Below are 26,675 nucleotides of genomic sequence, written 5' to 3'. Positions count from 1 at the left end.
TCCCGGCACTCAGCCCCGGAGCGGCCGCCCCCGCGCGTCCCGGGCGAACCGGCCGCGGCGCACCGAGAGGTACAGCAGCCCCTCGGCGAAGCCCCACACGCCCATCAGGACGGCCGCGAGACCGAGCGTGAAGAACCCGCCGACCACCGTGACCGCCAGCATGGTCAGCCCGCGGCGCCAGTAGCCCAGGTACATCCGGTGCAGGCCGAACGCGCCGAGGAACACCCCGAGGAGACCCGCGGCGACGCGTGACCGCTGCCACGTCCAGGGCCACGCGACGCCCGACGACGCACGCGCCTGCGTCCGCACCGGCGGCTCCGACCGCGTGCTGGGCTCCCGGGTGCGCAGCGCCTCCCTGCCCCACGTCGACAGGTGCTCCCACGGCCGCCGGGCACCGCCGTGACCCCAGGCCCCCCACAGCAGACGCCCCTGCCACGGCCACACCCACGGGTCGGACGGTCGGGCGGCCACCGGCGGCGCGTCCTGGACGTCGGGCACCGGGCCCGACGGGTACCGCAGCGTGGCGGACACGGGTGGGCCGGGGGGAGCGGGAGGTCGCGGCGGCCGGTGCGTCACCACCGGTCGCTCGAACGCCTCGTCGTCGAGGTCGAGGGTGGCGGGGCGGTCGATCGTGTCGGTCACGGGTGCTCCCGTGGGGTGCGCGCGTCGCGGGCTGCGGCGGATCGTCCGAGCGTATGCCCCCTCCCGGGCCGGGTCGATGGTCGCGCCACGTCACCTCGTCACGGTCCGAGCCCGGTGGAGGAGACACCGGTGGCCGGCCCGACTTCGGTAGCGTGCCCGGATGCGTCTCCGACAGGTCGCCTGGCGTGCGTGCTACGAGCTGCTGGCAGCGCGCGTCCGGCGGCCCGAGTGGTCCTTCATGAACTACGGGTACGCCCCTCTCGACCCCGCGAGCGCACCCGTGCCGCTCGACCCCGAGGACGAGCCCGACAGGTTCTGCATCCAGCTGTACGCGCACGTGCTCGACGACCTCGACGTGACGGGTGCCGACGTCGTCGAGGTCGGGTCCGGCCGCGGTGGCGGCGCGTCGTGGATCAGCCGGTCCCTCGGGCCGCGCTCGACGACCGGGGTGGACCTGGCGGCGTCGGCCGTCGCGCTCTCCGAGCGGGTCCGCACGGGTCCGGGCCTGCGGTTCGTCCGGGCCGACGCGCAGCACCTGCCGTTCCCGGACGCGTCGTTCGACGTGGTCGTGAACGTCGAGTCGTCGCACTGCTACCCGTCGATGGGGGCCTTCATCGCTGAGGCCCACCGCGTCCTGCGGCCGGGCGGGGCGCTCGTCTGGGCGGACCTGCGCAGCGCCGAGTCGGTGCCGGCGACCCGCGCGCACCTCACGGCGAGCGGCCTGGTGCCCGTCCGCGAGGACGACATCACCGCCGAGGTCCTGCACGCGCTCCGGCTCGACGATGCCCGCAAGGCCGAGCTCGTCCGCACCTGGATCCCGCGCCCGTTCCGGCGGGTGTTCCGCCCGTTCGCCGGCCTGGAAGGCACCCGGAACTTCGACGGGTTCGCCGACGGCAGCCTGCGTTACATGAGCGCACGCTTGGTCCGTCCGGCCTGATCCCCGTCGACGGGCACGACGCTTCTGGCGTCTCCCCGTGCTCGGGCCGACGGTGGCCTCCTGGTCCGACCCCGCGAGGACGACCGGTTCCGGGCCGCCGACCGGCCCGGACCCACGCCACCCTCGGACGGCGCTCGTCGTGAGCAAACCGTTCCCGACCACGCTGCGGTAGGCGTCGGATGCGGTGGCTCCGCCGACCGCACCCGACGCTGTCCGGTCAGGTCAGCCCGCCGTGCAGGTCGGGGTGATGCTGCCCGCGGTGCCGGTGGCCTGGAAGCCCAGCTCCGTCGCCTGCCCGGCCCCCAGCGCACCGTTGTAGGCGACGTTCGTCAGCTGGACCGCACCGCTGCTCGCGCTCCGGTTCGAGCTCCACGCCTGGGTGATCGTGGCTCCGGACGGCAGCGTGAGGCCGACGGTCCAGCCACGGATGGCGGACGAGCCGGCGGTCACGCGGACCGTGGCGACGAAGCCGCCGGTCCACTGGTTCACGGCGACGGTGGCGGTGCAGCCCCCGGCCTGCGGCGTCGGTGTGGGGGTCGGTGTCGGGGTCGGCGTCGGGGTGGGTGTCGGCGTCGGTGTCGGTGTCGGTGTGGGCGTCGGGGTGGGCGACGGCCCGTCCGTCAGCACCGGGGTCTGCCAGTCGGCCCAGTCGGACAGCCGGCCCTGGGCCTTGCTCGAGATCCGGATCGTGCCCGCGGCGCTGCCCGTCCTCAGCAGGTACTTCTGGATGTGCTGCTGCAGCGGCGTCTTCCACTCGTTGCGGATGGCGCAGTGGTTGCCGTCCGTGATGTCCGACCAGTAGGTGACGTTCTCGCCCGCGCCGAGCGCCTTGTAGACCTCCGCGCCGCCCAGGGCGGCGACCGAGGCGGACCTCGGGCCGAGGTTCGCGATGTGCGGGTTGTCCATGATGAACAGGCCGCGCGGCGCGACGAGCCCGACCACCTGGTGGGTGTCGATCGGCAGCCGGTTCGGGTTGCTCGTGAAGGTGCTGAAGGCGTCGCCGAGCCAGGGCTGCTCGCCGTACGCGCTGCTCAGGCTCTGCGCCCCCTCGCCCGGGATGCCGCGGAAGATCGGTACGCCCGCGCTGCCGGACTCGATGGGCATCGTCAGCGCGATGCGCTGGTCGAACGCCCCGGCGACGAACGCCCCCTTGCCGAAGCGGGAGCACCCGGTGACCCCCGTGGCGTCGGCCTTGAGGATCGACCCGCCCGACTGCTCGATCACGTCGATGATCCGGCTGACGCCCCATGACCAGGCCATCAGGAGGCCCGTGCTGCTCGACGAGCCGTAGAGCGAGTAGAACGCGCCCTGCTTGTTGCTGCGGCCGGTGCCCTCCTTGCCGACGGTGTACGGGTCGTAGCTGATGACTGCCGCGCCGGCCGCCTTGATGGTGGCGGTGTCGGCACCGAACCCGCCGTACACGATGACGGCGGGGAACGGCCCGCTCCCGCTCGGCAGGGACACGCTCGCCGAGAAGCTCGAGCTCTTGCCCTGGTAGGAGGTGTTCACGGTGATGCTGGACGACGACACCGTCCCGGAGACGGTCGGCTTGCCGGGCTTCTCGCCGTAGACGAACTTCTCCGCGAGCCGCTTGGTGAGCTCGCGCTGGCAGCGCCAGTCCGCCTTGGTGGTGATGCGGGAGCCGTCGAGCCGCTTGAACGGGTCGGGGAGCTCGCTGTTCGTCGCGAGCGAGCCGGCGTCTGGGAGGTTCGGGACGGCGCAGTCGGCGCCCTCGTCCTCCACGCCGGCCGTGAACGTGGCGGCGTGCGCGGTGTCGGCGCGGGAGATGTCGGCCAGTGCGGCGGCGGCGGTGAGGGCGGCGACGGCCATCACGGCGACGACGGGGCGGAGCGTGCGGTGGCCCGGGTTGATCATCAGAACCCTCCGTTGGGTGATGACGTGATGCACTGACGGCGTCGACCGAAACTCTCGGAAAATGGAGCGCTACTTCGGGACGTGTCGACGGTCAGCGCGTGTATCGATAAACGTCAATATGTGAAGCCTTTCATGTTCGGCGACCCGGACGACCGCCATGCTGTCCGGATGACACCGACGTCCGGGTCCGCGCTGACGCACGGCGGACCGTCATGACCGTGCACGTCGTCGGCGGGCTGCTCGTCGACGGCGACCGCGTGCTCCTCGGCCACCGCAGCCCGACCCGTCGCTGGTACCCCGACGTCTGGGACGTCCCCGGTGGGCACGTCGAGCCTGGTGAGCAGGTGCGGGACGCGCTCGTGCGTGAGCTCGACGAGGAGCTCGGCGTCGGCGTCGTCACCGCGCACGTGCATGAGCGGGTGCGGGTCGACGAACCGGGCGAGGACGACGTGGTCATCGACGTCTGGCTCGTCACGTCGTGGTCGGGGACGCCCGTCAACCGGTGTCCCGACGAGCACGACCAGCTCCGTTGGTTCTCCGCCGCCGAGATCCCGGTGGCCGAGCTCGCCCACCCGGCGCTCGTCGGGGTGGTCCGCTCGGCGCTGGGACCGCGACGGGGTGTGTGACCGCCGCCCGACCCGGCCGCCCCCGGTCTGTGGCCGCCGGCCCGGCCGCCCTCCTCCCGGGCTGCGGTCGCCGGCCCGGCCCGGCCGCGGACCGAGGTGCGTGCCGCATCTCCCCGGAGTCTTCACATCGCTGCCTTGTCGCGCCGTCGCGCCCTTCGGGAGGGTGAGAGCGGCCCAGGGCCGGACCGCACGCAGGGGGCGAGCGGCCGGCGGGCCCACACGCAGGGGGAACGCATGTCACGTAGAAGTCATCACGCCCGCAGCACGGCGGTCGCTGTGCTCGCGGCACTCAGCCTCGTCGGCCCCGTCGGTGCCACCGCCGCGAACGCCGCGCCGCGTGCGGACCGCACCAGCCCCTACGAGGCGGCCCGGGTCGACCGGGTACCGGCGCCCGACCCCCAGTGGTTCGACTGCAGCTCGGCGTTCGGCGACGGCGCCCAGTGCGGGACGGTCCAGCTGCCGCTCGACTACGACCGGCCGCACGACGCCACGACCGAGGTGGCGGTGCTCAAGGTCCCCGCCACGGACCCGGCCCACAAGCTCGGCTCGCTGTTCGTCAACCCGGGCGGCCCGGGAGGCTCCGGGGTCTCCATCGCCGCGGCCGCGTCCCAATTCCTCTCGCCGGAGGTGCTGGCACGGTTCGACGTGGTCGGCTTCGACCCGCGTGGCACGAACTACAGCAGCAACGTGCAGTGCTTCAAGAACCTCGGGGAGCAGGCGAACGCGCTGGGCCCCATCGCGACCACACCGTTCCCGGTCACGGAGGCCGAGACCGGTGCGTACGTCGCGTCGTCGAAGGCGTTCGGGGTCGCCTGCTCCACCGCCGGTGCCCCGCTGTCCGGGTCGATGTCCACGGCGGAGGTCGCCCGCGACATGGACGTGCTGCGCCGCACGGTCGGTGACCAGCAGCTCACCTACCTCGGCTTCTCCTACGGGAACGTACCTGGGCAACGTGTACGCCAACCTGTTCCCGGACCGGGTGCGGGCGCTGGTCATCGACGGTGTCATCGACCCGGTCGCGTGGGCGGGCACCCCGGCCAACGCGAACGTCCCGCAGACGGAACGGCTGAAGTCCGGTCCGGCCGCGTCGAGGGCCTTCACGGAGATCCTCGCCCGCTGCACCGCGGCAGGGCCGGACCTCTGCACCCTGGCCGGTCTGGGCGACCCGGCGACGGTCCACGCGGAGATCGTGGCCTCGCTCAAGGAGAAGCCGCTGACGATCACCGACGAGGCGGGTGAGCCCGTCTTCGAGCTGACGTACGCCATCCTCACCGCCCTGCTGCTCGGCGACCTGTACGCACCGGACGGCTACCAGTACGTGGACGAGGACCTGTCGACCGTGTACGCGCTGCTGCACCCGGAGAGCGCCGACCCGGCCGCCCTCGGCGCAGCCGCGGCACCGCTCGTCGCGAAGTACCGCGCACTGCAGGCGCCGGCGGAGCGCAGCGACGCCTTCGGTCTCGGCTTCCCGTACGACAACTCGCCCGAGGCGTTCCAGAGCGTGCTCTGCACCGACGGGAGGAACCCCGCCCACGCGGAGAGCTGGGTGCCGGCGGCCGCCCGTTCCGACGCTGCCGCGCCCGGGTTCGGACCGCTGTGGACGTGGGCGTCGTCCCCGTGCGCCTCGTCGACCTGGACGGTGAAGGACGAGGACGCCTACAAGGGCCCGTTCACGCACCGGACGGCCGCACCCGTGCTGGTCGTCGGCAACTACTGGGACCCGGCGACGAACTACGAGGGTGCGGTCGCGGCGTCGAACCTGCTGCCGGGCAGCCGGCTCCTGCTCAGCGACAGCTGGGGCCACACCGCCTACGGGACGTCGGCGTGCGTGACCGACGCGGTGGACCTCTACCTGCTGCAGGTCCGGACACCCGCCAAGGGCACGGTGTGCACCGGTGACGTCCAGCCGTTCACGGCGGCGCCGGGACCCGACTCGCGCTCCCGGAGCGCGGTGCCCGAGCGGTCGCTGCCGCCCGTCGTGCCGCCGCTGCCCGGCGCGCTGCCGCGGTCCTGAGGACCCCGGGCAGGGGACGCACGGCGTCCCCTGCCCGGGCCTCGGCCTCGAGGCCGGTCAGGGCCGGCTGCGGTCGGTGCGGTCAGACCTCGCGGAGGATCTCCCGGGCGAACCTCTGGGACCGCTCGCGGAGCCCGTCGATCCGCTTGAGCACCAGCCCGGCGGGGTCGTCTCCGGCCTCGACGATCCGGGGCGTGCGCCGCACGTTGGCGGAGCACTCGAACGTGGTGCAGACGAGGGTTCCGACGGTGTGGCCGTTGCGGCCGGCGGCCCCGGAGCGACGGGCGACGTACATCGACACCTCACCCGTCGCGTAGACGTCCTCGCACCACGCGCACACGGCCCGGCGCCGCGACGCGACGCCCTCGGGTGAGCGCAGGGTGATCCCGACGAGCGCGTCGTCGACGGTGAGGACCACGTACGCCCGCAGCGGCGCCTTGCGGTCCACCCACCCGAGGTAGTCCAGGCGGTCCCACCGCAGGTCGGCGAGGCCGCCGGCGTCGGTGGGGAGCGTGACCTGCGCGGCCTCGCGGCGCGAGCAGTTCACGAAGGACGAGCGGATCTGCGGCTCCGTCAACGGGTCCATGGTTCTCGGCTCTCGTGCGAGGGGGCCGGTCCGAGCACCGGGCCGGCCGCCGACGGTCGACGACAAGGCGGGGCCGGACCCGTCCGTCGTGGCCCCGGAGGGCTGCGGTCGCCGAGCGGTCCGGCCGTCCGTCGGACCACGGTAGTCACCCCGCCGTGGCGTGCGCACAGAGCGGAACCTTCCGCCTCCATGGGCGCCGGTTCTGTCCGGTTCCGCCGTCGACCCCGTTCTACGATTCGACGCCGCGCCGACAGCGGGCGCGCCCCATCGAGACGACGGACATACCCCATGAACACGGATTCCCTGACCACGACCACGCAGGACGACACGGACGAGGAGTCGTCGACCTGGACCTCCTTCGCCTGGTCCGCCCTCCTCTTCGCGATCGCGGTCGTCCCCTTCACCCCCCTGTGGGACAAGCTGGCCAACCCCGACGCCGGCCGGACCAGGAGCGGTGCACGGTCCCGCCTGCTCGCCTCCATCGGGCCGGTGCCCGTCTCGCTCGTGTTCGCCGGGCTCGGTGTGGTCCTCCTGCTCGTGGCGATCAGCCAGGTGCGCAGCAACACGAGGGACGCCGAGGCGTCGAGCGGCGACCAGGAGGGCTGACACCTCCCGGACGGGTGCTGCAGGTCCGGTCAGTCGGCGTACGCCCGGGCCTGCAGCGCCCACAGGTCGGCATACCGGCCGCCCGCGGCCAGCAGGTCGGTGTGGCTCCCCTGCTCCACGACCCGGCCGCCGTCCATGACCACGATCCGGTCGGCGAGCCGCACGGTCGACATCCGGTGCGTGACGAAGATCGTCACCCCGCCGACCGTCGCCGCGACCTCGGCCGCGGTCGCCTGGTAGGCGTCGACGAGTCGCTGCTCGGCGAGCGCGTCGAGCGCCGCGGCGGGCTCGTCGAGCGTGAGCAGCAGCGGGTCGGTGCGCATCAGGGTCCGCGCGAAGCCCACCGACTGCCACTGGCCGCCGGACAGGTCGTCGCCGTCGGCGTACCCGAGCCCGAGCACGCCGTCGAGGCCCACGCGCTCAACCGTCGCCGTTGCGCCGGCGCTCGCGGCCGCCGCGGTCACCGCCGCCTGGGAGTCCACGTCGGCCAGCCGGCCGATGCCGACGCTGTGCTGCAGCGACAGCTCCACGCGGGCGAAGTCCTGGAACAGCGCCGCGGTGCGGTCCCGCCACGCGGCGGGCGCGACGTCCCGCAGGTCCACGCTCTCCACGAGGATCCGGCCGGCCGTCGGCCGGTACAGGCCCGTGAGCAGCTTGAGCAGCGTGCTCTTGCCGGCGCCGTTCTCGCCGACGAGCGCGACGGAGGCGCCGGCCGGCAGGTGCAGGTCGACGCCGTGCAGGGTGTCGCCGTCGGCGCCCGGGTACCGGAACGTCACCCCCTCGAGCCGGATGCCGTCACCGGTCCGGGCCGGGATCTCGCCGGTCCGCGCCGGGCCCGTGTCGGCGGACACCTCGTCGTGGAACGCGACGAAGCGGCGCAGACCCGCCGCCGCACGGTGCACCGAGCCGAGCAGCTCGACGCCCGACGACATCTGCGAGCCGAGCTGCGTGGCCAGCGTGACCGTGAGGACCACGGCGCCGGCGGTGGCCCGGCCGGTGCGGGCGAGCTCGTACACCCAGAGCACCGCGGCGACGTACCCGAGCCCGAACACGAGCTGCCCGGCGGCCCGCAGCACAGCGTGGCGGCGGTCCGCACGCGCCATCGCCGTGCCGTAGACGTCGAGCAGGTCGCCTTGCCGGGCCAGCAGGAACGACGAGCCGCCGGCAAGCCGCACCTCCTTCTGGGAGGCGGGGCTCGCGGCGAGGCCGCGCAGGTAGCGGATGCCACGCGTGGTCGGTGACTGCTCCTCGCGCGCGGCCTGGAGGTACGCCTCCGCGCGGCGGCCGAGGATGACAGGGGCCACGGCCGCGACCGGCAGGGCGAGCAGCCAGGGGGACACCGCCCCGAGGACGACGGCGGTGAGCAGCACCTGGACGACGAGCGCACCGAGCTGCAGCCCGAGCTGCACGGTGGCGCGCAGCTGCATGACGTCCTGGCGGAGCAGGTCGACCCGGTCGGCGAACGCCGGGTCGTCCGCGTGGGCGAGCTCCTCCGGACCGTTGACCAGCCGCAGCAGGTCGCGGTTGAACCGCTCCTCGGTGAGCTCCGCCAGCTCGAAGTAGTAGAGGTGCGCGAAGTGGCCGAGCATCAGCTCACCGGTCAGGGCGACCGCGACGACGACGCCCCATGCCGTCGCGTCCCCCACGGCGCCCAGGGTCACGGCATCGACGAGCCGGCCTGCGCCCACGGCGACCAGCGGGGTCATGACCGCCCCGAGGAGCAGCAGACCGCCGCCGAGCAGCAGCCGCCGCCGGTCCAGCCGCCAGCCGATGGCGAACAGCCGCCCGAGGCAGAACACCACGTCCCTCATGCCTGCACCGTCCCCATCTGCTCGTCCTGCTCGTCCGGCGTGTCGGCGCCTTGTCCGGCAGGGCCGCTGAACCGGCGGGCCTGCACCTCGAACATCCGGGCGTACGTGCCGCCCAGGTGCACCAGCTCGTCGTGGCTGCCGGCTTCCGTGACCCGGCCGCCGTCGAGCACCACGATCCGGTCGGCGCGGCGCACCGAGGAGAACCGGTGCGAGATGACCAGGCTCGTGACGCCTCGGGTCAGGTCGAGGAACTGGTCGTAGAACTCGGCCTCGCCACGGGCGTCGAGCTGCGCGGTCGGCTCGTCGAGCACCAGCACCGACGCGCCGTGCCGCACCGCGAACAGCGACCGGGCGAGCGCGAGCCGCTGCCACTGGCCACCCGAGAGGTCCCGGCCGCCGGGCAGGCCGCGGGTCAGGGGCGTGTCCAGCCCGAGGGGCAGGCCGTCGAGCACGTCGCCGAGCCCGACACGGCGGACCTCGGCCTCGATGCCCGCGTCGTCGTCCCGGTGCTCGATCGCGCCCATCGCGACGTTCTCCCGCAGCGGCAGCTCGTAGCGCAGGTAGTCCTGGAACGTGATCGCGAACGTCCGCTGCCAGGCGTGCACGTCGAGGTCCCGCAGGTCGACGCCGTCGACGTCGACCGTCCCCGCGTCCGGCCGGTAGAGCCCGGTGAGGAGCTTGACGAGCGTCGTCTTGCCCGCCCCGTTCACGCCCACCAGGGCCGTCGACGTACCGACGGCCAGCTCCAGGTCGAGCCCGTCGAGCACCGGGCGGTCCGCGCGGTAGCCGAACCGGACCTCCCGCAGGCTGATCGCGCTCGTGGGCGTCACCCGGCCCTCGGAGGGAGGCGCGACGTTCCCCGCGTCGGCCTCGGCGAGCGCCTCGAACTCCAGCAGGGCCTCCCACGCGCTGCGGCCGTAGACGAGCTTCACGTCCGACTCGGGGAACATCACGCCGAACCGCGCGCACAGCACCAGTGCCTGCACCGCGACGGCCGCGGCACCCACCTGCCCGGCGGACGCCGACTGTGCCATGAGGACCAGCGCGACGACCGATCCGGCGAGCGCCACCACCGTGTACGTGACGAACGGGACGCCGTACACCCGCCGTCGCCACCGCCACAACGGGTCCAGCACGGCCCGGTTCTCGGTCGCGTACCGCTCGTCGAGCCAGTCGAGGAGGCCGAGCGTGCGGATCTCCTTCGCCGCGCGGGTGCTCGTCGCGAGCTCCCGGACGTAGGTCGCCTTGCGGCGCAGCGGCTGGAACCCGCGGATCAGCTGGCCCCAGCGGAAGAACGCCTCCGTCTGCCCTGCCCGTGCGACCAGCGCGACCACGGCCCCTGCGAGGGCGACCCACGGGTCCGCGACGACGGCGAGCACGACCACCGCTCCCACGAGCTGCGTGTACCTGGCGGTCAGCGCCAGACCGCCCTCGACGGCGGTGCCCGGGGTCAGGGTCCACTGCTCGAACGCCTCGTCCGCCTGGGCCAGCCGGTCGGCGACCTCGGGCCGCTCGAGGGTCGCGAGCTCCGCCCGCTCCAGCGCGAAGCTGGTGAACCGGGTGATGCAGGCGGCGTCGACCCGGCGGGCGACCGCCTTGGAGAGCACCAGCTGGACGGGTGCGAGCAGCTGCTGTCCGAGGAACGCGCCGATGGCGAGGACCAGCCACGGCATCGCCCCGCCGTCCGCGAGGTGCTGCAGCGCGAGGCCCGTGCCGACCATGAACACGACCGGGGCGGCGCCGGCGACGACGTGCACCGCCGTGGTGCCGACCGTGAGCGGCCACCCGGCGTACCGCGTCAGCCGGCGGAGCTGGGTGGCGGCCGTCCGGCGCTGGCGCCAGCGCTTGGCCAGCCCGCGCAGCGTGGGTCTCGCGACGTCCGCGCCCAGCCGGTCCATGTCCGCGATGCTCGCGGTGCCCGTCACGATGTCTCCTGTCCGTGGTGGTCGGTAGTGGTCCGTGGTGGTCGGCCTGCCCGGTCCGGCCGCGCGCGACATTACCGGTAAAGAAGCGCCGAGGGGGAAGTCTTTCCCGGTCTGCGAGACGGACGCCCGGCGTCAGGCCTCAGCCGTGACTTCGCGGATCACGTGCCGGGCGTTGGCCGCCAGCACCGGGTTGGTGTCCCGGTAGTACGGCAGCTGCCCGAGGGCCTGCGCCAGGGCGTGGGCACGCGCACGGGCCCACGTGACCTCGTCGACCTCGAGGTCGACGCGCAGCACGGCACGAGCAGGGGGTGGCAGCAGGTTCCAGGCGACGCGGAGGTCGAGCGCCGGGTCGCCCACGCCGACGCCCGCGAAGTCGATGAGCCCGGTCAGCCGGTCGTCGACCAGGAGCAGGTTCCCCGGGGCGACGTCACCGTGCACCCAGGTCCGGTTCCCCGTCCACTCGGCGCCCGCCAGCGCGTCGTCCCAGATCGCGGTCACCGCACGGGCGTCGATGTCGTCGACGAGGGCGGCGACGTCCCGCCGGACCTGCTCGTCACGGTCGACGAGGAACCCGCCCTTCGGCACGCCGCCGTCGACGTCGACCGCCCGCAGCGCCTGGACCAGCACGGCGAGCTCGTGGGCCAGGCGGACGGGGTCGCCGAGCCGGCCGAGGACCGGGTTGGTGCCCGGCACCCACGTGAGGACCGACCACGTCCACGGGTACCCCGCAGCGGGACGCCCCAGCGCGAGCGGCCGGGGCACGGCCACGGGCAGGAGCGGGCCGACGACGGGCAGCCAGCGGGCCTCGTGGTCCACGCCGCCCTGCGCCCAGTGGATCCGGGGCATCCGGACCGCCAGGTCGTCGCCGAGGCGGAACATCGCGTTGTCGGTGCCGCTCGACGCGACCCGGCTGACGGGCAGGCCGGCCCACCAGGGCATCTGGTCGGCCACGAGGTGCCGGACGAGGTCGGTCGGCAGGTCGAGCTCGTCGGCGTGCATCCGGGTCACGGCCGCCAGTCGAGCAGGCCGCCGGGTGCGCTGCCAACGGGATTCGCGAGGGGCCCGCGACCCTGCTGCCGGCGGCGTCCGCCGCCGGTCGGGTGGTACGCCTGATGTCGGCTGCGTCCGCCGCCGGTCCGGTGGTGCGCCTGGTGTCGGCTGCGTCCGCCGCCGCTCGGGTGGTGGGCCTGCCGCGCGGTCGGACCGGCGTCCGCTCGCGGCTCCCGTCCTGGTCGGCGACGCTGGTCCGGTCACGTGCGGGAGTGGTCGGGATGGAGTGGTTCGACGCCGAGCAGTACATCGTGGCGCGCGCAGTGGTGCAGCGCGGGGTCGCGGCCGTCTTCGTGATCGGGTTCGTGGTGGTGCTGCGGCAGTTCCGCCCCCTGCTCGGGTCGCACGGGCTGCTGCCGGTCCCCGCCTTCGTCGAGCGGGTGCCGTGGCGGCGGGCGCCGAGCCTGTTCCAGTGGCGCTACTCGGACGGGCTCGTGCTCGCCGTCTGGGTGGGTCGGGGTCGTCGTAGGGCTGGCGCTCGTCGCGGGGCTGCCGCAGCGGGGTGCGCCGTGGGTGCCGATGGTCGCGTTCCTCGTGCTGTGGGGGCTGTACCTGTCGGTCGTGAACGTGGGGCAGACGTTCTACGGGTTCGGCTGGGAGTCGCTGCTGCTGGAGGCCGGCTTCCTCGCGGCGTTCCTCGGGTCCGACGAGGTCGCACCCCCGACGACGGTCCTCGTGCTGCTCTGGTGGCTCGTGCTGCGCGTCGAGCTCGGGGCGGGGCTCATCAAGTGGCGCGGCGACCCGGCCTGGCGCGACCTCACCGCCCTCTACTACCACCACGAGACGCAGCCGATGCCCGGTCCGCTGAGCCGGCTGTTCCACCTGCTGCCCCGGCCGCTGCACCGGGTCGAGGTGGCCGCCAACCACGTGGTGCAGCTCGTCGTGCCGTGGTTCCTGTTCGTGCCGGGGACCGTCCAGGCCGTCGCCGCGGGGCTGATGGTCGTCACGCAGCTGTGGCTCGTGCTGTCCGGCAACTTCGCGTGGCTGAACTGGCTGACGATCGTCCTGGCGTTCTCGGCCGTCGACGACCGGGCGGTGTCGACGGCGCTCGGACCTCTCGGAGTCGAGGTCGCGCCGCACACCGGTGGCCGGCCCGGCTGGTTCGTCGCCGTGGTGCTCGGCGTGACGGCGGCGTGCCTGGTGCTGAGCTGGTGGCCCGCCCGGAACCTCGTCTCGCGCCACCAGCGCATGAACGTCTCCTTCAACGTGTGGCACCTCGTCAACGCGTACGGCGCGTTCGGCACCATCGGCCGGCGCCGCGCGGAGGTGGTCGTCGAGGGCACGTCGGACCCGGAGCCCGGGCCGGATGCCGCATGGGTGGAGTACGAGTTCCGCGGCAAGCCCGGGGACCCGCGGCGGCTGCCCCGGCAGCTCGCGCCGTACCACCTGCGCCTCGACTGGCTGATGTGGTTCCTGGCACTCGGGTCGTCGGTGCAGCTGCGCTGGTTCCTGCCGTTCCTGCAGCGGCTCCTGGAGGCCGACCGGCCTACCCTGCGCCTGCTCGCGCGCGACCCGTTCGGCGGCGGGCGGCCCCGGTGGGTACGGGCGCGGCTCTACCGTTACCGGTACACGACGCCGGCCGAGCGGCGGGCCACCGGCGACCGGTGGGTGCGCGAGGACGCCGGGCTGATGGTCGACGCGTTGAGCCTGGACACGTTCGCGCGAGGGACACGGCCGCGGGCGGGGCGCTGACCGGCGCGCTACGTGCCGTGCAGGTCGACCGCGACCTGGGTCCCGCGCCGGACGTAGCCGAGCCGCTCGGCCGTGAGCGTCGACGCGAGGTTCTCCGGTCGGGCGCGCCACTGTGCGACGAGCCCGGCGGCCAGTGCGTCGCGCGTGACGGACGCCGCCACCGTGCGGCCGTGACCGTGGCCACGTCGGTCGGCGGCCACGGCGACGCCGACGTGCGCGACCGCGTCGTCCCACACCTCGTACCCCGCTGCCGCCGCGGGGCGTCCCGTCCGGTCCGTGAGGACCAGCACCTCGGTCGCGTCGGCGAGGCCGCACTCGTCGCGTTCGTCGTCCGAGCACCGCAGGAGCACGTCCTCCAGACCGGCCGCGGAACCGCGCGCGATCTGGGCACCACTGTCGGCGGGGCCCGCCCCGTCGCCGGCCGTGCCGGCGTCGGCGTAGGAGAGGATGGCGCTCCCGACGAGGCTCGGGCCGTGGGCGGCGAGCGCGTGCACCAGCGCAGGGCCGTCGAGCAGGTCGCTCACGACGGACCGCACCACGTCCAGCGCCGGGGGTGGTCCGGTGACGACGATCGCCCCGTCGAGCTCGACGACCACGACGGCGGGGAAGTCGGCGGCCCGCTCCACGAACGTGGTTCCCGGGGCGTCGAACGTGGCGGGCGGTACGCGGAGGCGCGCCGCCCAGAGGCCGTGGACGGTCCGCTCGGCGGCGGTGCTCAAGCTCGGGCCCATCGGACCAGTCTCCAACCCTTGCGCACGACGTCGCCCTCCTCGGGTGCGCGATCGTCACGTCGCCGAGGACGTCGTCGCGCCTGGCGTGACGACGTCCTCAGCCCGCTCGCGGCACGCCGTGGACGTCCGCCACATGCCCACGGCATGTCCGGCGCTGTCCTCGACGGGCGGCCGGCGCCCAGGGGCAGTTCGACGCACGTCGCTTTGACGTCGCCGACACAAATCAGTGACTATTGAGTCAATGGATGCTGAGTGGAAGGCGGGGATCGCGCGGCGGGCCGCCCTGCACGCGATGCTCGGCGATCCCGGGCGGCTCGCGGTCGTGGAGCTGCTCACGCTGGGGGACCTGTCGCCGTCGGAGCTGGCGGCTGAGCTCGGCATGGCGTCCAACCTCGTGGCTCACCACATCGGGGTTCTCGTCGAGCACGGGTTCGTCTCCCGACGGCGCTCCGAGGGTGACCGTCGGCGGACGTACGTGCGGCTCGTCTCCGACCCCGCGGACCTGCCGTCCGGGCCGTCGCTGCGCCCGCACCGCGTGCTCTTCGTCTGCACCGCCAACTCGGCCCGGTCGCACCTCGCGGCCGCGATCTGGCGTCGCAGCCACGCCGTCGTCGCGGCATCCGCCGGCACCCACCCCGGTCCCGCGGTCGCACCCGGGGCGGTGGCCGCGGCAGCACGGCACGGCGTGTCGCTCGCCGGCGCCCGGCCTCGTCTCGTCGACGACGTGCGGCGCGACGGTGACCTCGTCGTGACCGTGTGCGACCGCGCCCACGAGGAGCTGGCCGGTGCCGCCGACCTGCACTGGTCGGTCGCCGACCCGGTCCGCGTGGGCGACGACGCGGCGTTCGACGCGGCCTTCGACGAGATCGCCCGACGGGTCGACGACCTCGCCCTGCACGTGACGCCCGCCTGACCTCAGTACCCGCCCGACCCGACTCCCCGCGCGACCCGACGCACGGCCCGCCCGACGCACCGCCCCGCCCGACGCACCGCCCCGCCCGACGCACCGCCCCGCCCGACGCACCGCCCCGCCCGACGCACCGCCCCGCCCGACGCACCTCGATCCCACCGATGGCCCGCCCCACGGGCCGCCTCCAGGAGACCCGATGACCACCAGCACCGACCGGCCCAGCGTCCTCTTCGTCTGCGTGCACAACGCCGGCCGCTCCCAGATGGCCGCCGGGTTCCTGTCCACGCTCTCGGGCGGCGCGGTCGAGGTCCGGTCCGCCGGCTCGGCACCGGCCGCGTCCGTCAACCCGGTCGCCGTCGCGGCGATGGCCGAGGCGGGCGTCGACATCACCTCCGAGCAGCCGAAGGTGCTCACCGCCGACGCGGTGCAGGCGTCGGACGTGGTCGTGACGATGGGCTGCGGCGACGTGTGCCCGATCTTCCCCGGCACGCGGTACGAGGACTGGGCGCTCGACGACCCGGCCGGTCAGGGCATCGACGCGGTCCGGCCCATCAGGGACGCGATCCGCGGGCGTGTGCTCACCCTGCTCGACGAGCTGGGCGTCGCCCCGGTCGGCGCATGACGATATCGACGGCGGTGAATCCCGCACCCATACTGGACCGCATGCCCCGTGAGCTCCCGCCCGCCCCGGGCCCCGGCCTCGCCCCCGTGACGGCCGGCGTCCCGGCGCCCGTCGAGGCCCCCGTCGCCGGCCCCGGCTCCGCCCCCGCCGCCTGCTGCAGCCCGGTCACCAGCGCCGTGATGAGCGACGACGACGCCGCGGCGCTCGCCCGCACGCTCAAGGCCCTCGCGGACCCGGCCCGCCTCAAGCTGCTCGCGCTCATCGCCGCGCACGACGGCGCCGAGGCGTGCGTGTGCGACCTCATCGAGCCGGTCGGGCTCAGCCAGCCGACGGTCTCCCATCACCTCAAGGTGCTCACCGAGGCCGGCCTGGTCACCCGGGAGAAGCGCGGCGTGTGGGCGTGGTTCGCCCTCGTGCCCGGTGCGCTCGACGCCCTGACCGGCCACCTCGGCTCGCACCTGCGCGCACGCGGGGGTGCTGCGGCGTGAGCGGCGTGACCGTCGTCGCGCTGGACCGCACACACTGGCCCGACGTGGAGCGCATCTACGTCGCCGGCATCGCCACCGGGCACGCCACCTTCGAGACGGACCCACCGACGTGGGACAAGTTCGACGCGGACAAGCTGCCCGGACAGCGGTTCGTCGCGCTCGACGGCGACGCCGCCGTGCTCGGCTGGGCGGCGGCCTACCGGGTCTCCGCCCGGACCGCCTACGCCGGCGTGGTCGAGCACTCGCTGTACGTCGACGCCGCCGCGCGTGGCCGGGGTGTCGGCCGGACGCTGCTCGACGAGCTCCTGGCGTCGGCGGAGCGGTCGGGCATCTGGACGGTGCAGTCGGGGGTCTTCCCGGAGAACACCGCCAGCCTCGCGTTGCACGAGGCGGCGGGGTTCCGGGTGGTCGGCACGCGCGAGCGGATCGCCCGGATGACCTACGGTCCGCTGGCGGGTCGCTGGCGTGACGTGGTGCTGCTGGAGAAGCGGCTCCAGGTCAGTACTTGAAGGTCCCGACACGGCCGCGCAGGTCGGCCGCGAGGCGGGCCAGCTCCGTGACGGACGTGCCCATCTCGACCAGCGCGTTGGAGCCCGTGGCAGCCGCCGCCGCGACGCCGGTGATGGTCGTCGCGATGTCGCCGGACCCGGAGGCGGCCTGAGCGACACCGCGGGACATCTCGTTGGTGGTCGCCGTCTGCTGCTCGATGGCCGACGCGATGCTCATCTGGAAGTCGTTGATCGAGTCGATGATCGAGGAGATCTCCGCGATCGCCTCGACGGCGCTGCCGGTGTCGGCCTGGATCGCCTCGACCCGTCGTGCGATGTCCTCGGTGGCCTTCGCGGTCTCGGACGCGAGCTCCTTGACCTCGCCGGCGACGACCGCGAAGCCCTTGCCGGCCTCGCCCGCACGCGCCGCCTCGATGGTCGCGTTGAGGGCCAGGAGGTTGGTCTGCTCCGCGATCGACGTGATGACCTTGACGACGTTGCCGATCTCCTGGCTGGACAGCCCGAGCCGCTGGACGCGCTCGTTCGTCACGGCCGCCATCTGCGTGGCCCGACCCGCGACCTTCGCCGCCTCGGACGCGCTCTGGGCGACGTCCCGGATGGCCGAGCCCATCTGCGCGGAGCCCGCGGACACGGACTGGACGTTGCGGCTGACCTGGTCGGCGGCCGCCGCGACGGCGTCGGCCTGCGTGCTGGTCTCGTCCTGGGCTGCGCCCACCTGCGCGGACGCCGCGGACAGCTCCTCCGCCGCGGCGGCGACCGTCTGCGACGTCTCGACGACGCCCTCGAGCGTCTCGCGGATCGCCTCCTGCGCCACGGTCAGCGCCTCGGCGGTCCGGCCGACCTCGTCGCCGGACAGCACCTGCGCCGTCACCGTGAAGTCGCCCCGGGACATGGCCTGCAGTGCCCGGCGGACCTCGTCGACGGAGGCGCGGATGCCACGCGTCACGCGGAACGTCAGCACGACGGCGAGCGCGAGCGCGAGGACCAGGCTCACCGCGAGCACCATGACCGCACGGTCGGCGGAGTGCTGCGACGCAGCGGTGACGCCGGCGACGAACGCCTTGTCCTGGGCGCTGATCGACCCGAGGCCGGCCACGTACGTCTCGATGCGGGTCAGGTCCGACTTCTCGCCGAGCAGCACCGAGGTGGCGAAGGCGGCGGACGCCAGGGCGAAGATCCCGGAGACCGCGAGGGTCAGCAGCATCTTCGCCTGCAGGCCCCGCCGGCCGAACCAGCCGATCGTGCTTCGCGGTGTGGTCTTGCTGCCCATGGGGTCGCCTCTCGTCGGTCGCAGTGCGCTCCCTTCCCGTTCGGCTCGAACGGCGCAGGGATGAGAGGTCCGGACCGACACGACGCGGCACGACGGGTGAAGGGGGGACCCTCAGGTCTCGCGGACCACGGCGGCCGGTCCCTTGTCGGGCCGCAGCCCGCGCCACGAGGGGTGCCGCAGCCGACCGTCCGACGTCCACTCGGTGAAGGCGACCTCGCCGACGAGCTCCGGCGCGACCCAGTGCACGTCGCGCGTCTCGGCGGCCGGCAGGCGCTCCTCGAACGGGGACGTCGGGGTCTCGATCAGGCGCAGCCGGCCGAGCAGGTCATCGAGCGCGCGGCGGGTGAACCCGGTGCCGACGGACCCCGCGGGGCGCAGCGTCCCGTGGTCGTCGTGCACGCCGAGCACGAGCGCGCCGAGCGTCTCGGCGCGTGTGCCCTTCCCGGGCCGCCACCCGACGACCACGACCTCCTGCATGCGGACGTGCTTGACCTTCCGCCAGTCGGGCGACCGGCTGCCGGGCCGGTAGCGGGCGCTGCGGCGCTTCGCGACGACCCCCTCCAGACCGTTCTCGCGGCTGGCGCTGAGCACGTCCGCGCCCGGGCCGTCGAACGCGGCAGGCGTCTGCCAGGAGCGGCCGGTCAGGCCGAGGCCGCCGAGCAGGGCGCGGCGCTCGTCGTACGGGAGGTCGACGGTGGGGCGGCCGTCGAGGTGCAGCACGTCGAACACCAGGTAGACGACGGGGACGGTCGTCGCGAGCCGGCGCGCCACGTTGACGTCCTGCACGTGCATCCGCTGCTGCAGGCGGCCGAAGTGCGGCGCGCCCCGCTCGTCGAACGTCACGAGCTCGCCGTCGAGCACCGCCTGGACCGCCCCGAGCTGCTCGCCGAGCCCCGCGACCTCCGGGTACGAGCGGGTGACGTCGAGGTCGTTGCGGGACATCAGCCGGACCTGCCCACCGGCCACGTACGCCACCGCCCGCACGCCGTCCCACTTGAGCTCGTACGCCCACTCCTCGTCGTCCTCCGGGAGCTCGCCGGGGACCGCCAGCATGGGGCGCACGAGATCGGGCAGGGGGCCGGGCATGGGCACCTGCGCGGGCGTGCGCGCCGCGTCCCGCCCGGTGCGGTGGTCGGCAGGCCGTCCTGGACGCTCAACCATGTCCTGAGTCTCCCGCCCCTCGACCGCGACGGCGACTGCGGGATGCTGGCGCCATGGACCACCAGGTGCACGGGGAGATCTGGTACTGGCGCGGTCCCTCGCCGTACCACTACGTCACCGTGCCGCCGCACCTGAGCGACGACATCCGCGCCGTCGCCCGGGACGTGACCTACGGGTGGGGGATGATCCCCGTCGTCGCGACCATCGGCGGGACCACGTGGGAGACGTCGTTGTTCGCGAAGGACGGGGTCTACGTGATCCCGGTCAAGCGCGAGGTCCGCGCCGCCGAGCAGCTGGAGGTCGGCGACGCGGTGACCGTCGGACTGACGGTTCGGCCGCGGCGGTGAGAGGCCGCCGGTGAAGGGCGGCCGGTGAAGGGCGGCCGGTGAAGGGCGGCCGGTGAGGGGCCGCCGGTGGACGTCAGCCGGTGAAGGTCTGCGGGTGGATCTGGTCCGGGGCCTGCCGGGCGGCCTGCCGCGACGGCCCGGTCGGCGACACTGGGTGCCATGACCCGTGCGTGGCAGGACCGAGGGGTGCGCGCCGCGCTGTTCTCGGCCCTGCTGTTCGGCGCGGGCACCCCGCTCGCCAAGCTGCTGCTGGGCGACGTGAGCCCGTGGATGCTGGCCGGCCTCCTGTACGTCGGATCGGGCGCCGGCTTGTGGGCCGTGCGGCTGGTGCGCCGGTCGCCGCGCGTCCGGATGGCTCGCGGTGAGGTGCCGTACCTCGCGGGTGCGGTGCTCGCGGGCGGGATCCTCGGGCCGGTGCTCCTGATGCTCGGGCTGTCGACGATGCCCGCCTCGGGGGCGTCGCTGCTGCTCAACGCCGAGGGCGTGCTGACCGCGGTGATCGCGTGGGTGGTGTTCCGGGAGAACGCCGACCGGCGGGTGGTCGCCGGCATGGGGGCGATCGTCGCGGGCGCCGTCGTGCTGAGCCTGCCCGGCAGCGTGGCGTTGGGGGGCGCCGGGGCCGCGGCGGCGATCCTCGGCGCCTGCCTGTGCTGGGCCGTCGACAACAACCTCACCCGGAGGGTGTCGCTGACCGACGCCACCTGGCTGGCGGCGGTCAAGGGCTCCGTCGCCGGACCGGTCAACGTCGCGCTGGCTCTCGTCGTCGGGTCGACGCTGCCGCCCCTCGGGCCGGCGGTCGGCGGCCTGGCCGTCGGGTTCGTGGCGTACGGGCTCAGCCTGGTCCTGTTCATCGTCGGGCTCCGGCACGTCGGGACGGCCCGCGCGGGCGCCTACTTCTCGGTCGCGCCGTTCTTCGGTGCCGCGCTCGCCGTGACGCTCGGGGACCCGGTGACCTGGCAGCTCGTGCTCGCGGGGGCGCTCATGGCCGTCGGCACGTGGCTGCACCTCACCGAGCACCACGAGCACCCGCACACCCACGAGCACCTCGTCCACGACCACTGGCACACCCACGACGAGCACCACCAGCACGAGCACGACGAGCCCGTGCCCGCCGGGACGCGGCACCGCCATGAGCACGTCCACGGCGTCCTGACGCACACGCACGCGCACTTCCCCGACGTGCACCACCGGCACGCGCACCGGCAGCACACGCACTGACCTCTCCGGTGGACGGGCCGACGGTCTGGCACCATGACCGGGTGCAGATCCGCGTCGCCGCCTACGCCGTCGTGGTCCAGGACGGCCGCATGCTCCTGCCGCACTGGTCGGAGGGCGACGGCCGGCACGGCTGGACGCTGCCCGGCGGCGGGCTGGAGCCGGGGGAGGAACCCGAGGAGGCCGTGGTCCGCGAGGTCGAGGAGGAGACCGGGTACGCCGTGCGGCTCGGCGAGCGCCTGGGGATCGACACGTTCCTGGTCTCCGGCGAGGAGCGCCTTGACCCCGGAGAGGGTGCGCTGCTCGGCGTGCGGGTCGTCTACCGCGCCGAGGTCGTCGGCGGCGAGCTCCGCGTGGAGGCCGACGGCAGCACCGACGACGTCCGCTGGTTCACGCCCGACGAGGTCGACGCGCTCGACCGCGTCGAGCTGGTCGACCTCGCCCGGGGGTGGGCCGGGCTCGTCTGAGGGACGGTGCCCCTCCGGGGCGCGCCCCGGCCGGCACACCGGCACGGCCTCGATCCGGTGGCCAGCCGCGGGGCTCCGCGTCACCTCCGAGGTGCGTCGACCGCGGACCTCGGCCTCAGCTCCGGGGCGCGTCGGCCGCGAGCAGCACCTCGAGCCGCGCCCGGTACTCGGACTCGTCGATCTCGCCGCGCGCGTACCGCTCGGCGAGGACCGCGCGGGCGCCACCCGTGCCGCGGCCGTCGCCGTCCCAGCCCGCCCAGCGGCGCCGCCGCCGGCCGCCGAGCGCGAAGAACAGGGCGATCAGTCCGAACCAGAACAGCGGGACGAACAGGAACCAGGGTCCGGGACCCCAGCCCCAGCCGTAGCCCGCGGGGTGGGACAGGACAGTGGTGAGCATGGTGACCTCCGGGGAACGGGTGCGGTCGAGGGTCGACCGCACCACCACCGTCGCGCGGGGCCCCGGTCGCCGTCGTCGTCCTGCTGGACCGTCGTGCCCGATCCGTCCGGAGCGGGCTCAGTGCGGCTCAGTGCGGCTCGGAGCGGCTCGGGGCAAGCGCGGTGCGTCGGCGTCAGACCGCCCAGCCCGGGCGGACCACCCCCGACTCGTAGGCGACGACCACCAGCTGGGCCCGGTCGCGCGCGCCCAGCTTCGTCCCCGCCCGCAGCACGTGCGTCTTGACGGTGAGCGGGCTGAGGAACAGCCGCTCGCCGATCTCGTCGTTGGACAGGCCCTCCGCGACGAGCACGAGCACCTCGCGCTCGCGCGCCGTGAGCCCTGCGAGCGCCGAGGGCTCCGGTACCTCCCTGGTCGCGCGCGCGACCGTGGCGAGCAGCCGTCGGGTGACGGTGGGGGACAGCAGCGCGTCACCGGCGGCGACCACCCGGACCGCCCGCAGCAGGTCGGCCGGCTCGGTGTCCTTGACGAGGAACCCGGAGGCTCCACCGCGGATCGCCTCGGCCACGTACTCGTCGAGCTCGAACGTGGTGACGACCACGACGCGGACGCCGGCCGCGCGCGGCTCGTCGACGATCTGCCGAGTGGCGGTGAGCCCGTCGGTGCCGGGCATGCGGATGTCCATGAGCACCACGTCGGGAAGCAGGTCGAGCGCGAGCCGGACCGCGTCGTCGCCGGTCGCGGCCTCGCCCACCACCGTCATGTCGGGCTCCGCGTCGACGAGCGCCCGGAACCCGCCGCGGACGAGCGCCTGGTCGTCCGCCAGCAGCACCCGGATCACCGCGTCACCGCCGGCGCCTCGAGGCGGACGAGGAACCCGTCCGGGCCGCTCCCGGCGGTCACGACACCGCCCACCGCCTCGGCCCGCTCCCGCATGCCGCGCAGCCCGTAGCCCTCGACGAGCTCGCCGACCGGCGGTCCGTCGTCCTGGACCTCGAGGACGACCCTGTCGCCGACCGTCAGCCTGACCTGCACCGTCGCGTCGGGGGCGTGCCGCCGCACGTTGGTGAGCGCCTCCTGGAGCGCCCGGTGCACGACGGGGGCGACGAGCCCCGGGACGGGTGCTACGAGGCCGTCGGCATGGATCGTCAGGCCGTCGGCACGAGCCCGGTCGACGAGACCTGTCAGCCCTCCGGCCGGACTGCCTGCCAGGCCGCCCGCCGGGCTGCGCGGAGCCTCACCGTCGGCGCGCAGCACGCCCAGCAGGTCGCGCACCTCGTCGAGCGCGTCGCGGCTCGCGTCGCGGATCTCGGTCAGGGCGCGTCGCGCCGCCTCCGGCTCCCGGTCCATGAGGTGCAGGCCGACGCCCGCCTGCACGGTGATGCCGGACAGGGAGTGGGCGAGCACGTCGTGCAGCTCGCGGGCGATCCGCAGCCGCTCGGCGGCGACGGCCGACTCCTCGCGCGAGAGGCGCGCGGCGCGCAGCGCCTGCATGCGCTCGCCCCGGCTCCGGGCGCCCTCGCCGAGCAGCATCGCGATCAGCAGCCCGGTGATGGTCAGCGTCGCGTAGACCGGCGAGGGACCTCCGGGCCGCGCCGCCAGGACGGCGACGGCGAGCGCGCCGGCGCTCCCGGCTCCCCACGCGAGGCGGCGCCGTCGGATGGCCCCCAGCACGACGACGACGAAGCCGAGCGGCACGACGGCCGGGCCCGGCTCGTAGCCCAGGGCCAGGTAGGCCACCGGCCCTGCGACCGCGACGCACGCACCGACGACGGCCGGCGCCCCGGGCCGGACCACGAGCACGAGCGCGGCGGGCGCCAGCAGCAGGAGCAGCACTGCGACCGCGTCGAACGGGCGGGCCGCCGGGTGCCAGGCGTTCGCACCGGCGCAGCCGACGACGGTGAACAGTCCCAGGAACGTCGCAGGAAGGGCGATCCATCCCCGCCGGGCGGCACGGCGCCACGGCGGCCCTCCCCACGGCGGCCCTCCCCACGGCGGCCCGGTCCGGGTCGCAGGCTCGGGCGTGGCGGTCATCCGTCGACCGTAGCCACGGGTGCCCGCCCGGCGCCTCATCCGACCGGAGCGTCAGCGCCGCTCCGGTCGGATCGCGCGCACCCTGGTCCCGCCGACGAGCCGACGAGCCCTGCGCCGCTCCGGTCGGATCGGGCACCCTGGTCCCGCCGACGAGCCGACGAGCCCTGCGCCGCTCCGGTCGCGTCGCGCGCCCCGGTCCGCCGACGAGCCGACGCGCCCTGCGCCGGCCCGGCCGTCAGGCCGACGCGAGCTCCTGCCAGTGCGGGTTCGTCATGACGCCGAGGACGTTGCCGAACGGGTCGACCACGGAGGCGGTGGCGAAGCCGTGCCCGCGCTCGCGGACGGGCTGGTGCACGGTGGCGCCGAGCGCGAGGAGGCGGTCGACCATGCCGGCCAGGTCGTCGACGTGCCAGTAGACGACCGCGCCGGACGGGCCACCGGACGTCGGGGCGAAGCGACGGTCGACGATGCCGAGCTCGTCCTCGTGGTCGCCGATCCGGAACTCGACGTAGCCGTCGCGGACGAAGTAGGGCGCGACGCCGAACAGGTCCGTGTACCAGGTGCTGGCGGCGGTCACGTCGTCGGCGAAGAACGAGAGCGTGGCCAGGCCGCGGAACGTGGGTGTCGTGGTGGTGTCCATGCCTTCACCCTCCACGATGAAGTGCTCACCTTCTGAGCACTTCTGATGCGACTCTGGGAGCATGCGCGCGGACCGGCTGGTGGCCACCCTCCTGCTCATGCAGTCGCGCGGCCGGGTGACCGCGGCCGAGGTCGCCCATGAGCTGGAGGTGTCCGTGGCGACGGCCCGGCGCGACCTGGAGGCGCTCTCGTCCGCCGGCGTGCCCGTGTACCCGCAGCCCGGTCGAGGTGGGGGGTGGACCCTCGTCGGGGGCGCCCGGACGGACCTGACGGGCCTGACCGCGTCGGAGGCGCAGGCCCTGTTCCTGCTCGTCGGGCCGACCTCGGGCCGGTCGGCGGCGGCCACCTCGGCCCTCCGCAAGCTCGTGCGGGCGCTGCCCGAGACGTTCCGCGCGGACGCCGAGGCCGCCGGCCGGGCGGTCGTCGTCGATGCCACGGGCTGGGGCGCGACGGCGCGGGCCAGCCCGCCGTGGGTCGACGAGCTGCAGGACGCGGTTGTCCGGCGGCGGCAGGTGACGATCACCTACGACGGCCGGTCGCGCGGCGTCAGCGACCGGACCGTCGACCCGTGGGGCCTCGTCGACAAGGGCGACGTCTGGTATCTCGTGGCGGGCACGCCGGCCGGCCGGCGCACGTTCCGGGTGGACCGGGTGCGGGCGCTCACGGTGCTCGGCACGCCGGCGGCGCGGCCCGACGGTCTCGACGTGGCGGCCGTCTGGGAGCAGGTGGTCGACGAGGTCGAGTCACGGCGTGGCCAGGTCGGCGCCACCGTGGCGGTCCCCGGGCCGCTGGTCCGGGTGCTGCGGGACCGGCTCGGGCGGCACGCGACCGTGGTCGGGGACGCCGACGACGGGCGGGTGCTGATGCGCGTCTCGTCGCACACCGCGCGGTCCGTCGCCGAGCACCTCGCCGGGTTCGGGGGCACCGTCGAGGTGCTCGGCCCGCACGAGGTCCGCGCCGAGCTCGCCGGGCTCGGGGCGGAGCTGGTGGACCGGTACGCGTCGATGTCGGAGGTCTGTCCTACGGTCGACGGATGAAGGTCATCCTGGTCCCCGGTCTGTGGCTCGACGGCGCGTCTTGGGCGGAGGTGGTGCCCGGCATCGAGGCGGCGGGCCACGAACCGGAACCGGTGACGCCGCCCGGCCTGGAGTCGCGTGACGCGGACCGGTCGGGCATCTCGCTCCAGGACCACGTGGACGCGGTCGTGGCCCGCGTCGACGCCACCGACGGGCCCGTGGTGCTGGTGGGTCACTCGGGCGGCGCGTCCGTGATCTCGGGAGCGGCCGACGCGCGTCCCGGCCGGGTGGCGCGGGCCATCTACGTCGACGCGGGTCCGGCGGGGGAGGGCGCGATCGTCAACGACGAGTTCCCCGCCGAGAACGGCGAGATCCCCCTCCCCGACCTCGGGGCGTTCGAGGAGAGCGACCTGCGAGACTTCGACGAGGCCCTGACCGCGCGTTTCCAGGCCATGGCGATCCCGTCCCCGGAGCGGGTCTCGACGGATCCGCTGCACGTGTCCGACGAGCGCAGGTACGACGTGCCGACCACGGTGGTCGCCTCGTCGATGACGGGGGACCAGCTGCGCGAGCTCGTCGCCGCCGGGCACCCCTTCGTGCGGGAGCTGTCCCGGATGAAGGACCACGAGATCGTCGACCTGCCCACGGGCCACTGGCCTCAGCTCACGAAGCCTGCGGCGCTCGCGGCGGTGATCGTCGCCGCGATCGACAGGACGTAGCGGCCCGGCGGCGTCGCGGCGGGCTCGGCGGCGGGCCGCGGCGCCCGCCGTGATGGCCCGGGCGGTCCAGTCGCGGCGGCCGCGGGTGAGACCTCGAACGCGAGCAGCGGGTGAGACCTCGAACGCGAGCAGCGGGTCAGCCCTCGAACGAGCGCAGCGGGTCAGCCCTCGAACGAGAGGAGCTGCTCCAGCAGGGCGATGTCGTGGTCGAGCGCGTGCAACGTCGCGGGGCTCAGGGGGTGCCCGTCGAGCCCGGCGCCGGACGAGCGCAGCGCGCGGAGGTCGCTGAGGGACTGCTGGTGTCGCGCGGTGACGCCGGACATCGGCCGAGCCTTTCCATCAGAGGGGCGATGCCCTCCTATCGGCCGCGCCGGCCGAACCTTCAGCCC

General features: G+C 74.5%; 27 protein-coding genes and 2 pseudogenes. 15 read left to right on the top strand and 14 right to left on the bottom strand.

Annotated elements, in window-relative coordinates; translation table 11 throughout:
- Positions 1-9: 9 nt before the first annotated feature.
- Entirely contained in the window at positions 10-642 is a 633-nt protein-coding gene (locus ACVW07_RS10210; RefSeq protein WP_456819137.1) for a TM2 domain-containing protein, read from the bottom strand.
- 160 nt (positions 643-802) lie between these two features.
- On the opposite strand from ACVW07_RS10210, the gene ACVW07_RS10205 reads away from it, so the two are divergent.
- Positions 803-1,579 carry a class I SAM-dependent methyltransferase gene (locus tag ACVW07_RS10205; protein WP_456819136.1) on the top strand — a complete coding sequence of 259 codons (777 nt, stop codon included), beginning with the start codon at positions 803-805 and terminating at the stop codon, positions 1,577-1,579.
- A 222-nt stretch (positions 1,580-1,801) separates the two neighbouring features.
- Here the strand turns inward: ACVW07_RS10205 and ACVW07_RS10200 are convergent, their stop codons facing one another.
- Positions 1,802-3,454, bottom strand: coding sequence for a glucuronyl esterase domain-containing protein (locus ACVW07_RS10200; protein ID WP_456819135.1), 1,653 nt, complete (start codon positions 3,452-3,454; stop codon positions 1,802-1,804).
- A 212-nt stretch (positions 3,455-3,666) separates the two neighbouring features.
- On the opposite strand from ACVW07_RS10200, the gene ACVW07_RS10195 reads away from it, so the two are divergent.
- The 3 genes and pseudogenes from ACVW07_RS10195 (at position 3,667) to ACVW07_RS10185 (ending at position 6,094) form a co-directional block, all read left to right on the top strand.
- Positions 3,667-4,080 (top strand): NUDIX domain-containing protein, encoded by a 414-nt coding sequence (locus ACVW07_RS10195; RefSeq protein WP_456819134.1) that lies wholly within the window; start codon positions 3,667-3,669, stop codon positions 4,078-4,080.
- Positions 4,081-4,314: 234 nt separating this feature from the next.
- A pseudogene (locus tag ACVW07_RS10190) lies at positions 4,315-4,956 on the top strand (alpha/beta hydrolase); the annotation flags it as partial.
- Positions 4,957-5,032: 76 nt separating this feature from the next.
- Positions 5,033-6,094: an alpha/beta hydrolase gene (locus ACVW07_RS10185; RefSeq protein ID WP_456819133.1), complete on the top strand. Its 1,062-nt coding sequence runs from the start codon at positions 5,033-5,035 to the stop codon at positions 6,092-6,094.
- Between the two features lie 82 nt (positions 6,095-6,176).
- Here the strand turns inward: ACVW07_RS10185 and ACVW07_RS10180 are convergent, their stop codons facing one another.
- On the bottom strand, positions 6,177-6,680 hold the full coding sequence (locus ACVW07_RS10180) for an FBP domain-containing protein (protein WP_456819132.1): 504 nt from the start codon (positions 6,678-6,680) through the stop codon (positions 6,177-6,179).
- 288 nt (positions 6,681-6,968) lie between these two features.
- On the opposite strand from ACVW07_RS10180, the gene ACVW07_RS10175 reads away from it, so the two are divergent.
- Positions 6,969-7,286, top strand: a complete 318-nt coding sequence (locus ACVW07_RS10175) for a hypothetical protein (protein ID WP_456819131.1) — start codon at positions 6,969-6,971, stop codon at positions 7,284-7,286.
- A 29-nt stretch (positions 7,287-7,315) separates the two neighbouring features.
- On the opposite strand, the gene ACVW07_RS10170 is transcribed toward ACVW07_RS10175, so the two are convergent.
- The 3 genes from ACVW07_RS10170 to ACVW07_RS10160 all read right to left on the bottom strand — a co-directional run bounded on the left by ACVW07_RS10170 (position 7,316) and on the right by ACVW07_RS10160 (position 12,021).
- On the bottom strand, positions 7,316-9,097 hold the full coding sequence (locus tag ACVW07_RS10170) for an ABC transporter ATP-binding protein (RefSeq protein WP_456819130.1): 1,782 nt from the start codon (positions 9,095-9,097) through the stop codon (positions 7,316-7,318).
- Entirely contained in the window at positions 9,094-11,022 is a 1,929-nt protein-coding gene (locus ACVW07_RS10165) for an ABC transporter ATP-binding protein (protein WP_456819129.1), read from the bottom strand. The genes ACVW07_RS10170 and ACVW07_RS10165 overlap by 4 nt, the downstream gene beginning before the upstream one ends.
- Before the next feature lie 132 nt (positions 11,023-11,154).
- Complete coding sequence (locus ACVW07_RS10160) at positions 11,155-12,021, bottom strand: aminoglycoside phosphotransferase family protein (RefSeq protein WP_456821062.1); 867 nt, start codon at positions 12,019-12,021, stop codon at positions 11,155-11,157.
- A 272-nt stretch (positions 12,022-12,293) separates the two neighbouring features.
- On the opposite strand from ACVW07_RS10160, the pseudogene ACVW07_RS10155 reads away from it, so the two are divergent.
- Positions 12,294-13,764 (top strand): annotated as a pseudogene (locus ACVW07_RS10155) (lipase maturation factor family protein).
- 8 nt (positions 13,765-13,772) lie between these two features.
- Here the strand turns inward: ACVW07_RS10155 and ACVW07_RS10150 are convergent.
- Complete coding sequence (locus ACVW07_RS10150) at positions 13,773-14,495, bottom strand: GNAT family N-acetyltransferase (RefSeq protein WP_456819128.1); 723 nt, start codon at positions 14,493-14,495, stop codon at positions 13,773-13,775.
- A 241-nt stretch (positions 14,496-14,736) separates the two neighbouring features.
- On the opposite strand from ACVW07_RS10150, the gene ACVW07_RS10145 reads away from it, so the two are divergent.
- The 4 genes from ACVW07_RS10145 (at position 14,737) to ACVW07_RS10130 (ending at position 17,024) form a co-directional block, all read left to right on the top strand.
- Positions 14,737-15,408 (top strand): arsenate reductase/protein-tyrosine-phosphatase family protein, encoded by a 672-nt coding sequence (locus tag ACVW07_RS10145; protein ID WP_456819127.1) that lies wholly within the window; start codon positions 14,737-14,739, stop codon positions 15,406-15,408.
- 193 nt (positions 15,409-15,601) lie between these two features.
- Positions 15,602-16,027 (top strand): arsenate reductase ArsC, encoded by a 426-nt coding sequence (locus ACVW07_RS10140; RefSeq protein WP_456819126.1) that lies wholly within the window; start codon positions 15,602-15,604, stop codon positions 16,025-16,027.
- Positions 16,028-16,068: 41 nt separating this feature from the next.
- Positions 16,069-16,515 (top strand): ArsR/SmtB family transcription factor, encoded by a 447-nt coding sequence (locus ACVW07_RS10135; protein WP_456819125.1) that lies wholly within the window; start codon positions 16,069-16,071, stop codon positions 16,513-16,515.
- The gene (locus ACVW07_RS10130) at positions 16,512-17,024 is read left to right on the top strand and encodes an N-acetyltransferase family protein (protein WP_456819124.1); all 513 of its coding nucleotides are present in this window, start codon (positions 16,512-16,514) and stop codon (positions 17,022-17,024) included. Before ACVW07_RS10135 ends, ACVW07_RS10130 begins: the two co-directional genes overlap by 4 nt.
- On the opposite strand, the gene ACVW07_RS10125 is transcribed toward ACVW07_RS10130, so the two are convergent.
- Together ACVW07_RS10125 and ligD are read right to left on the bottom strand one after the other, a co-directional pair.
- Positions 17,014-18,294: a methyl-accepting chemotaxis protein gene (locus ACVW07_RS10125; protein WP_456819123.1), complete on the bottom strand. Its 1,281-nt coding sequence runs from the start codon at positions 18,292-18,294 to the stop codon at positions 17,014-17,016. The two genes, ACVW07_RS10130 and ACVW07_RS10125, sit on opposite strands and share 11 nt — an antisense overlap.
- 111 nt (positions 18,295-18,405) lie before the next feature.
- Positions 18,406-19,455 carry a non-homologous end-joining DNA ligase gene (gene ligD / locus ACVW07_RS10120; protein WP_456819122.1) on the bottom strand — a complete coding sequence of 350 codons (1,050 nt, stop codon included), beginning with the start codon at positions 19,453-19,455 and terminating at the stop codon, positions 18,406-18,408.
- Positions 19,456-19,508: 53 nt separating this feature from the next.
- Here ligD and ACVW07_RS10115 point away from each other — a divergent pair, with 53 nt between their 5' ends.
- From ACVW07_RS10115 to ACVW07_RS10105, 3 genes are all read left to right on the top strand, one after another.
- A complete protein-coding gene (locus ACVW07_RS10115) occupies positions 19,509-19,802 on the top strand; it encodes a DUF1905 domain-containing protein (protein WP_456819121.1) in 294 nt (97 codons plus the stop codon).
- A 159-nt stretch (positions 19,803-19,961) separates the two neighbouring features.
- Positions 19,962-21,020 (top strand): DMT family transporter, encoded by a 1,059-nt coding sequence (locus ACVW07_RS10110; RefSeq protein WP_456819120.1) that lies wholly within the window; start codon positions 19,962-19,964, stop codon positions 21,018-21,020.
- A 41-nt stretch (positions 21,021-21,061) separates the two neighbouring features.
- Positions 21,062-21,484 (top strand): NUDIX domain-containing protein, encoded by a 423-nt coding sequence (locus ACVW07_RS10105; protein WP_456819119.1) that lies wholly within the window; start codon positions 21,062-21,064, stop codon positions 21,482-21,484.
- 115 nt (positions 21,485-21,599) lie between these two features.
- On the opposite strand, the gene ACVW07_RS10100 is transcribed toward ACVW07_RS10105, so the two are convergent.
- The 4 genes from ACVW07_RS10100 to ACVW07_RS10085 form a co-directional block, all read right to left on the bottom strand.
- Positions 21,600-21,881 (bottom strand): SHOCT domain-containing protein, encoded by a 282-nt coding sequence (locus ACVW07_RS10100; protein ID WP_456819118.1) that lies wholly within the window; start codon positions 21,879-21,881, stop codon positions 21,600-21,602.
- Between the two features lie 172 nt (positions 21,882-22,053).
- Positions 22,054-22,719, bottom strand: coding sequence for a response regulator (locus ACVW07_RS10095; RefSeq protein ID WP_456819117.1), 666 nt, complete (start codon positions 22,717-22,719; stop codon positions 22,054-22,056).
- Positions 22,716-23,912, bottom strand: coding sequence for a sensor histidine kinase (locus ACVW07_RS10090; RefSeq protein ID WP_456819116.1), 1,197 nt, complete (start codon positions 23,910-23,912; stop codon positions 22,716-22,718). The genes ACVW07_RS10095 and ACVW07_RS10090 overlap by 4 nt, the downstream gene beginning before the upstream one ends.
- A 235-nt stretch (positions 23,913-24,147) precedes the next feature.
- Positions 24,148-24,552 carry a VOC family protein gene (locus tag ACVW07_RS10085; protein ID WP_456819115.1) on the bottom strand — a complete coding sequence of 135 codons (405 nt, stop codon included), beginning with the start codon at positions 24,550-24,552 and terminating at the stop codon, positions 24,148-24,150.
- 61 nt (positions 24,553-24,613) lie between these two features.
- Between ACVW07_RS10085 and ACVW07_RS10080 the strand changes: the two genes are divergently transcribed.
- Both ACVW07_RS10080 and ACVW07_RS10075 read left to right on the top strand, forming a co-directional pair.
- A complete protein-coding gene (locus tag ACVW07_RS10080) occupies positions 24,614-25,588 on the top strand; it encodes a helix-turn-helix transcriptional regulator (protein ID WP_456819114.1) in 975 nt (324 codons plus the stop codon).
- The gene (locus ACVW07_RS10075; RefSeq protein WP_456819113.1) at positions 25,585-26,286 is read left to right on the top strand and encodes an alpha/beta fold hydrolase; all 702 of its coding nucleotides are present in this window, start codon (positions 25,585-25,587) and stop codon (positions 26,284-26,286) included. The genes ACVW07_RS10080 and ACVW07_RS10075 overlap by 4 nt, the downstream gene beginning before the upstream one ends.
- A 161-nt stretch (positions 26,287-26,447) precedes the next feature.
- Here the strand turns inward: ACVW07_RS10075 and ACVW07_RS10070 are convergent, their stop codons facing one another.
- Positions 26,448-26,609 carry a hypothetical protein gene (locus tag ACVW07_RS10070; protein WP_456819112.1) on the bottom strand — a complete coding sequence of 54 codons (162 nt, stop codon included), beginning with the start codon at positions 26,607-26,609 and terminating at the stop codon, positions 26,448-26,450.
- Between the last annotated feature and the right edge of the window lie 66 nt (positions 26,610-26,675).

The sequence above is a fragment of the Cellulomonas sp. URHB0016 genome, assembly GCF_054057935.1.
This window is presented reverse-complemented; position numbering and strand designations above follow the sequence as displayed.

Coding starts and splice junctions, on each gene's coding strand:
- ACVW07_RS10205 (WP_456819136.1), top strand. CDS start 803: ATGCGTCTCCGACAGGTCGCCTGGCGTGCGTGCTACGAGCTGCTGGCA.
- ACVW07_RS10200 (WP_456819135.1), bottom strand. CDS start 3,454: ATGATCAACCCGGGCCACCGCACGCTCCGCCCCGTCGTCGCCGTGATG.
- ACVW07_RS10195 (WP_456819134.1), top strand. CDS start 3,667: ATGACCGTGCACGTCGTCGGCGGGCTGCTCGTCGACGGCGACCGCGTG.
- ACVW07_RS10180 (WP_456819132.1), bottom strand. CDS start 6,680: ATGGACCCGTTGACGGAGCCGCAGATCCGCTCGTCCTTCGTGAACTGC.
- ACVW07_RS10175 (WP_456819131.1), top strand. CDS start 6,969: ATGAACACGGATTCCCTGACCACGACCACGCAGGACGACACGGACGAG.
- ACVW07_RS10170 (WP_456819130.1), bottom strand. CDS start 9,097: ATGAGGGACGTGGTGTTCTGCCTCGGGCGGCTGTTCGCCATCGGCTGG.
- ACVW07_RS10160 (WP_456821062.1), bottom strand. CDS start 12,021: ATGCACGCCGACGAGCTCGACCTGCCGACCGACCTCGTCCGGCACCTC.
- ACVW07_RS10150 (WP_456819128.1), bottom strand. CDS start 14,495: ATGGGCCCGAGCTTGAGCACCGCCGCCGAGCGGACCGTCCACGGCCTC.
- ACVW07_RS10145 (WP_456819127.1), top strand. CDS start 14,737: ATGGATGCTGAGTGGAAGGCGGGGATCGCGCGGCGGGCCGCCCTGCAC.
- ACVW07_RS10140 (WP_456819126.1), top strand. CDS start 15,602: ATGACCACCAGCACCGACCGGCCCAGCGTCCTCTTCGTCTGCGTGCAC.
- ACVW07_RS10135 (WP_456819125.1), top strand. CDS start 16,069: ATGCCCCGTGAGCTCCCGCCCGCCCCGGGCCCCGGCCTCGCCCCCGTG.
- ACVW07_RS10125 (WP_456819123.1), bottom strand. CDS start 18,294: ATGGGCAGCAAGACCACACCGCGAAGCACGATCGGCTGGTTCGGCCGG.
- ligD (WP_456819122.1), bottom strand. CDS start 19,455: ATGGTTGAGCGTCCAGGACGGCCTGCCGACCACCGCACCGGGCGGGAC.
- ACVW07_RS10115 (WP_456819121.1), top strand. CDS start 19,509: ATGGACCACCAGGTGCACGGGGAGATCTGGTACTGGCGCGGTCCCTCG.
- ACVW07_RS10110 (WP_456819120.1), top strand. CDS start 19,962: ATGACCCGTGCGTGGCAGGACCGAGGGGTGCGCGCCGCGCTGTTCTCG.
- ACVW07_RS10100 (WP_456819118.1), bottom strand. CDS start 21,881: ATGCTCACCACTGTCCTGTCCCACCCCGCGGGCTACGGCTGGGGCTGG.
- ACVW07_RS10090 (WP_456819116.1), bottom strand. CDS start 23,912: ATGACCGCCACGCCCGAGCCTGCGACCCGGACCGGGCCGCCGTGGGGA.
- ACVW07_RS10085 (WP_456819115.1), bottom strand. CDS start 24,552: ATGGACACCACCACGACACCCACGTTCCGCGGCCTGGCCACGCTCTCG.
- ACVW07_RS10080 (WP_456819114.1), top strand. CDS start 24,614: ATGCGCGCGGACCGGCTGGTGGCCACCCTCCTGCTCATGCAGTCGCGC.
- ACVW07_RS10075 (WP_456819113.1), top strand. CDS start 25,585: ATGAAGGTCATCCTGGTCCCCGGTCTGTGGCTCGACGGCGCGTCTTGG.
- ACVW07_RS10070 (WP_456819112.1), bottom strand. CDS start 26,609: ATGTCCGGCGTCACCGCGCGACACCAGCAGTCCCTCAGCGACCTCCGC.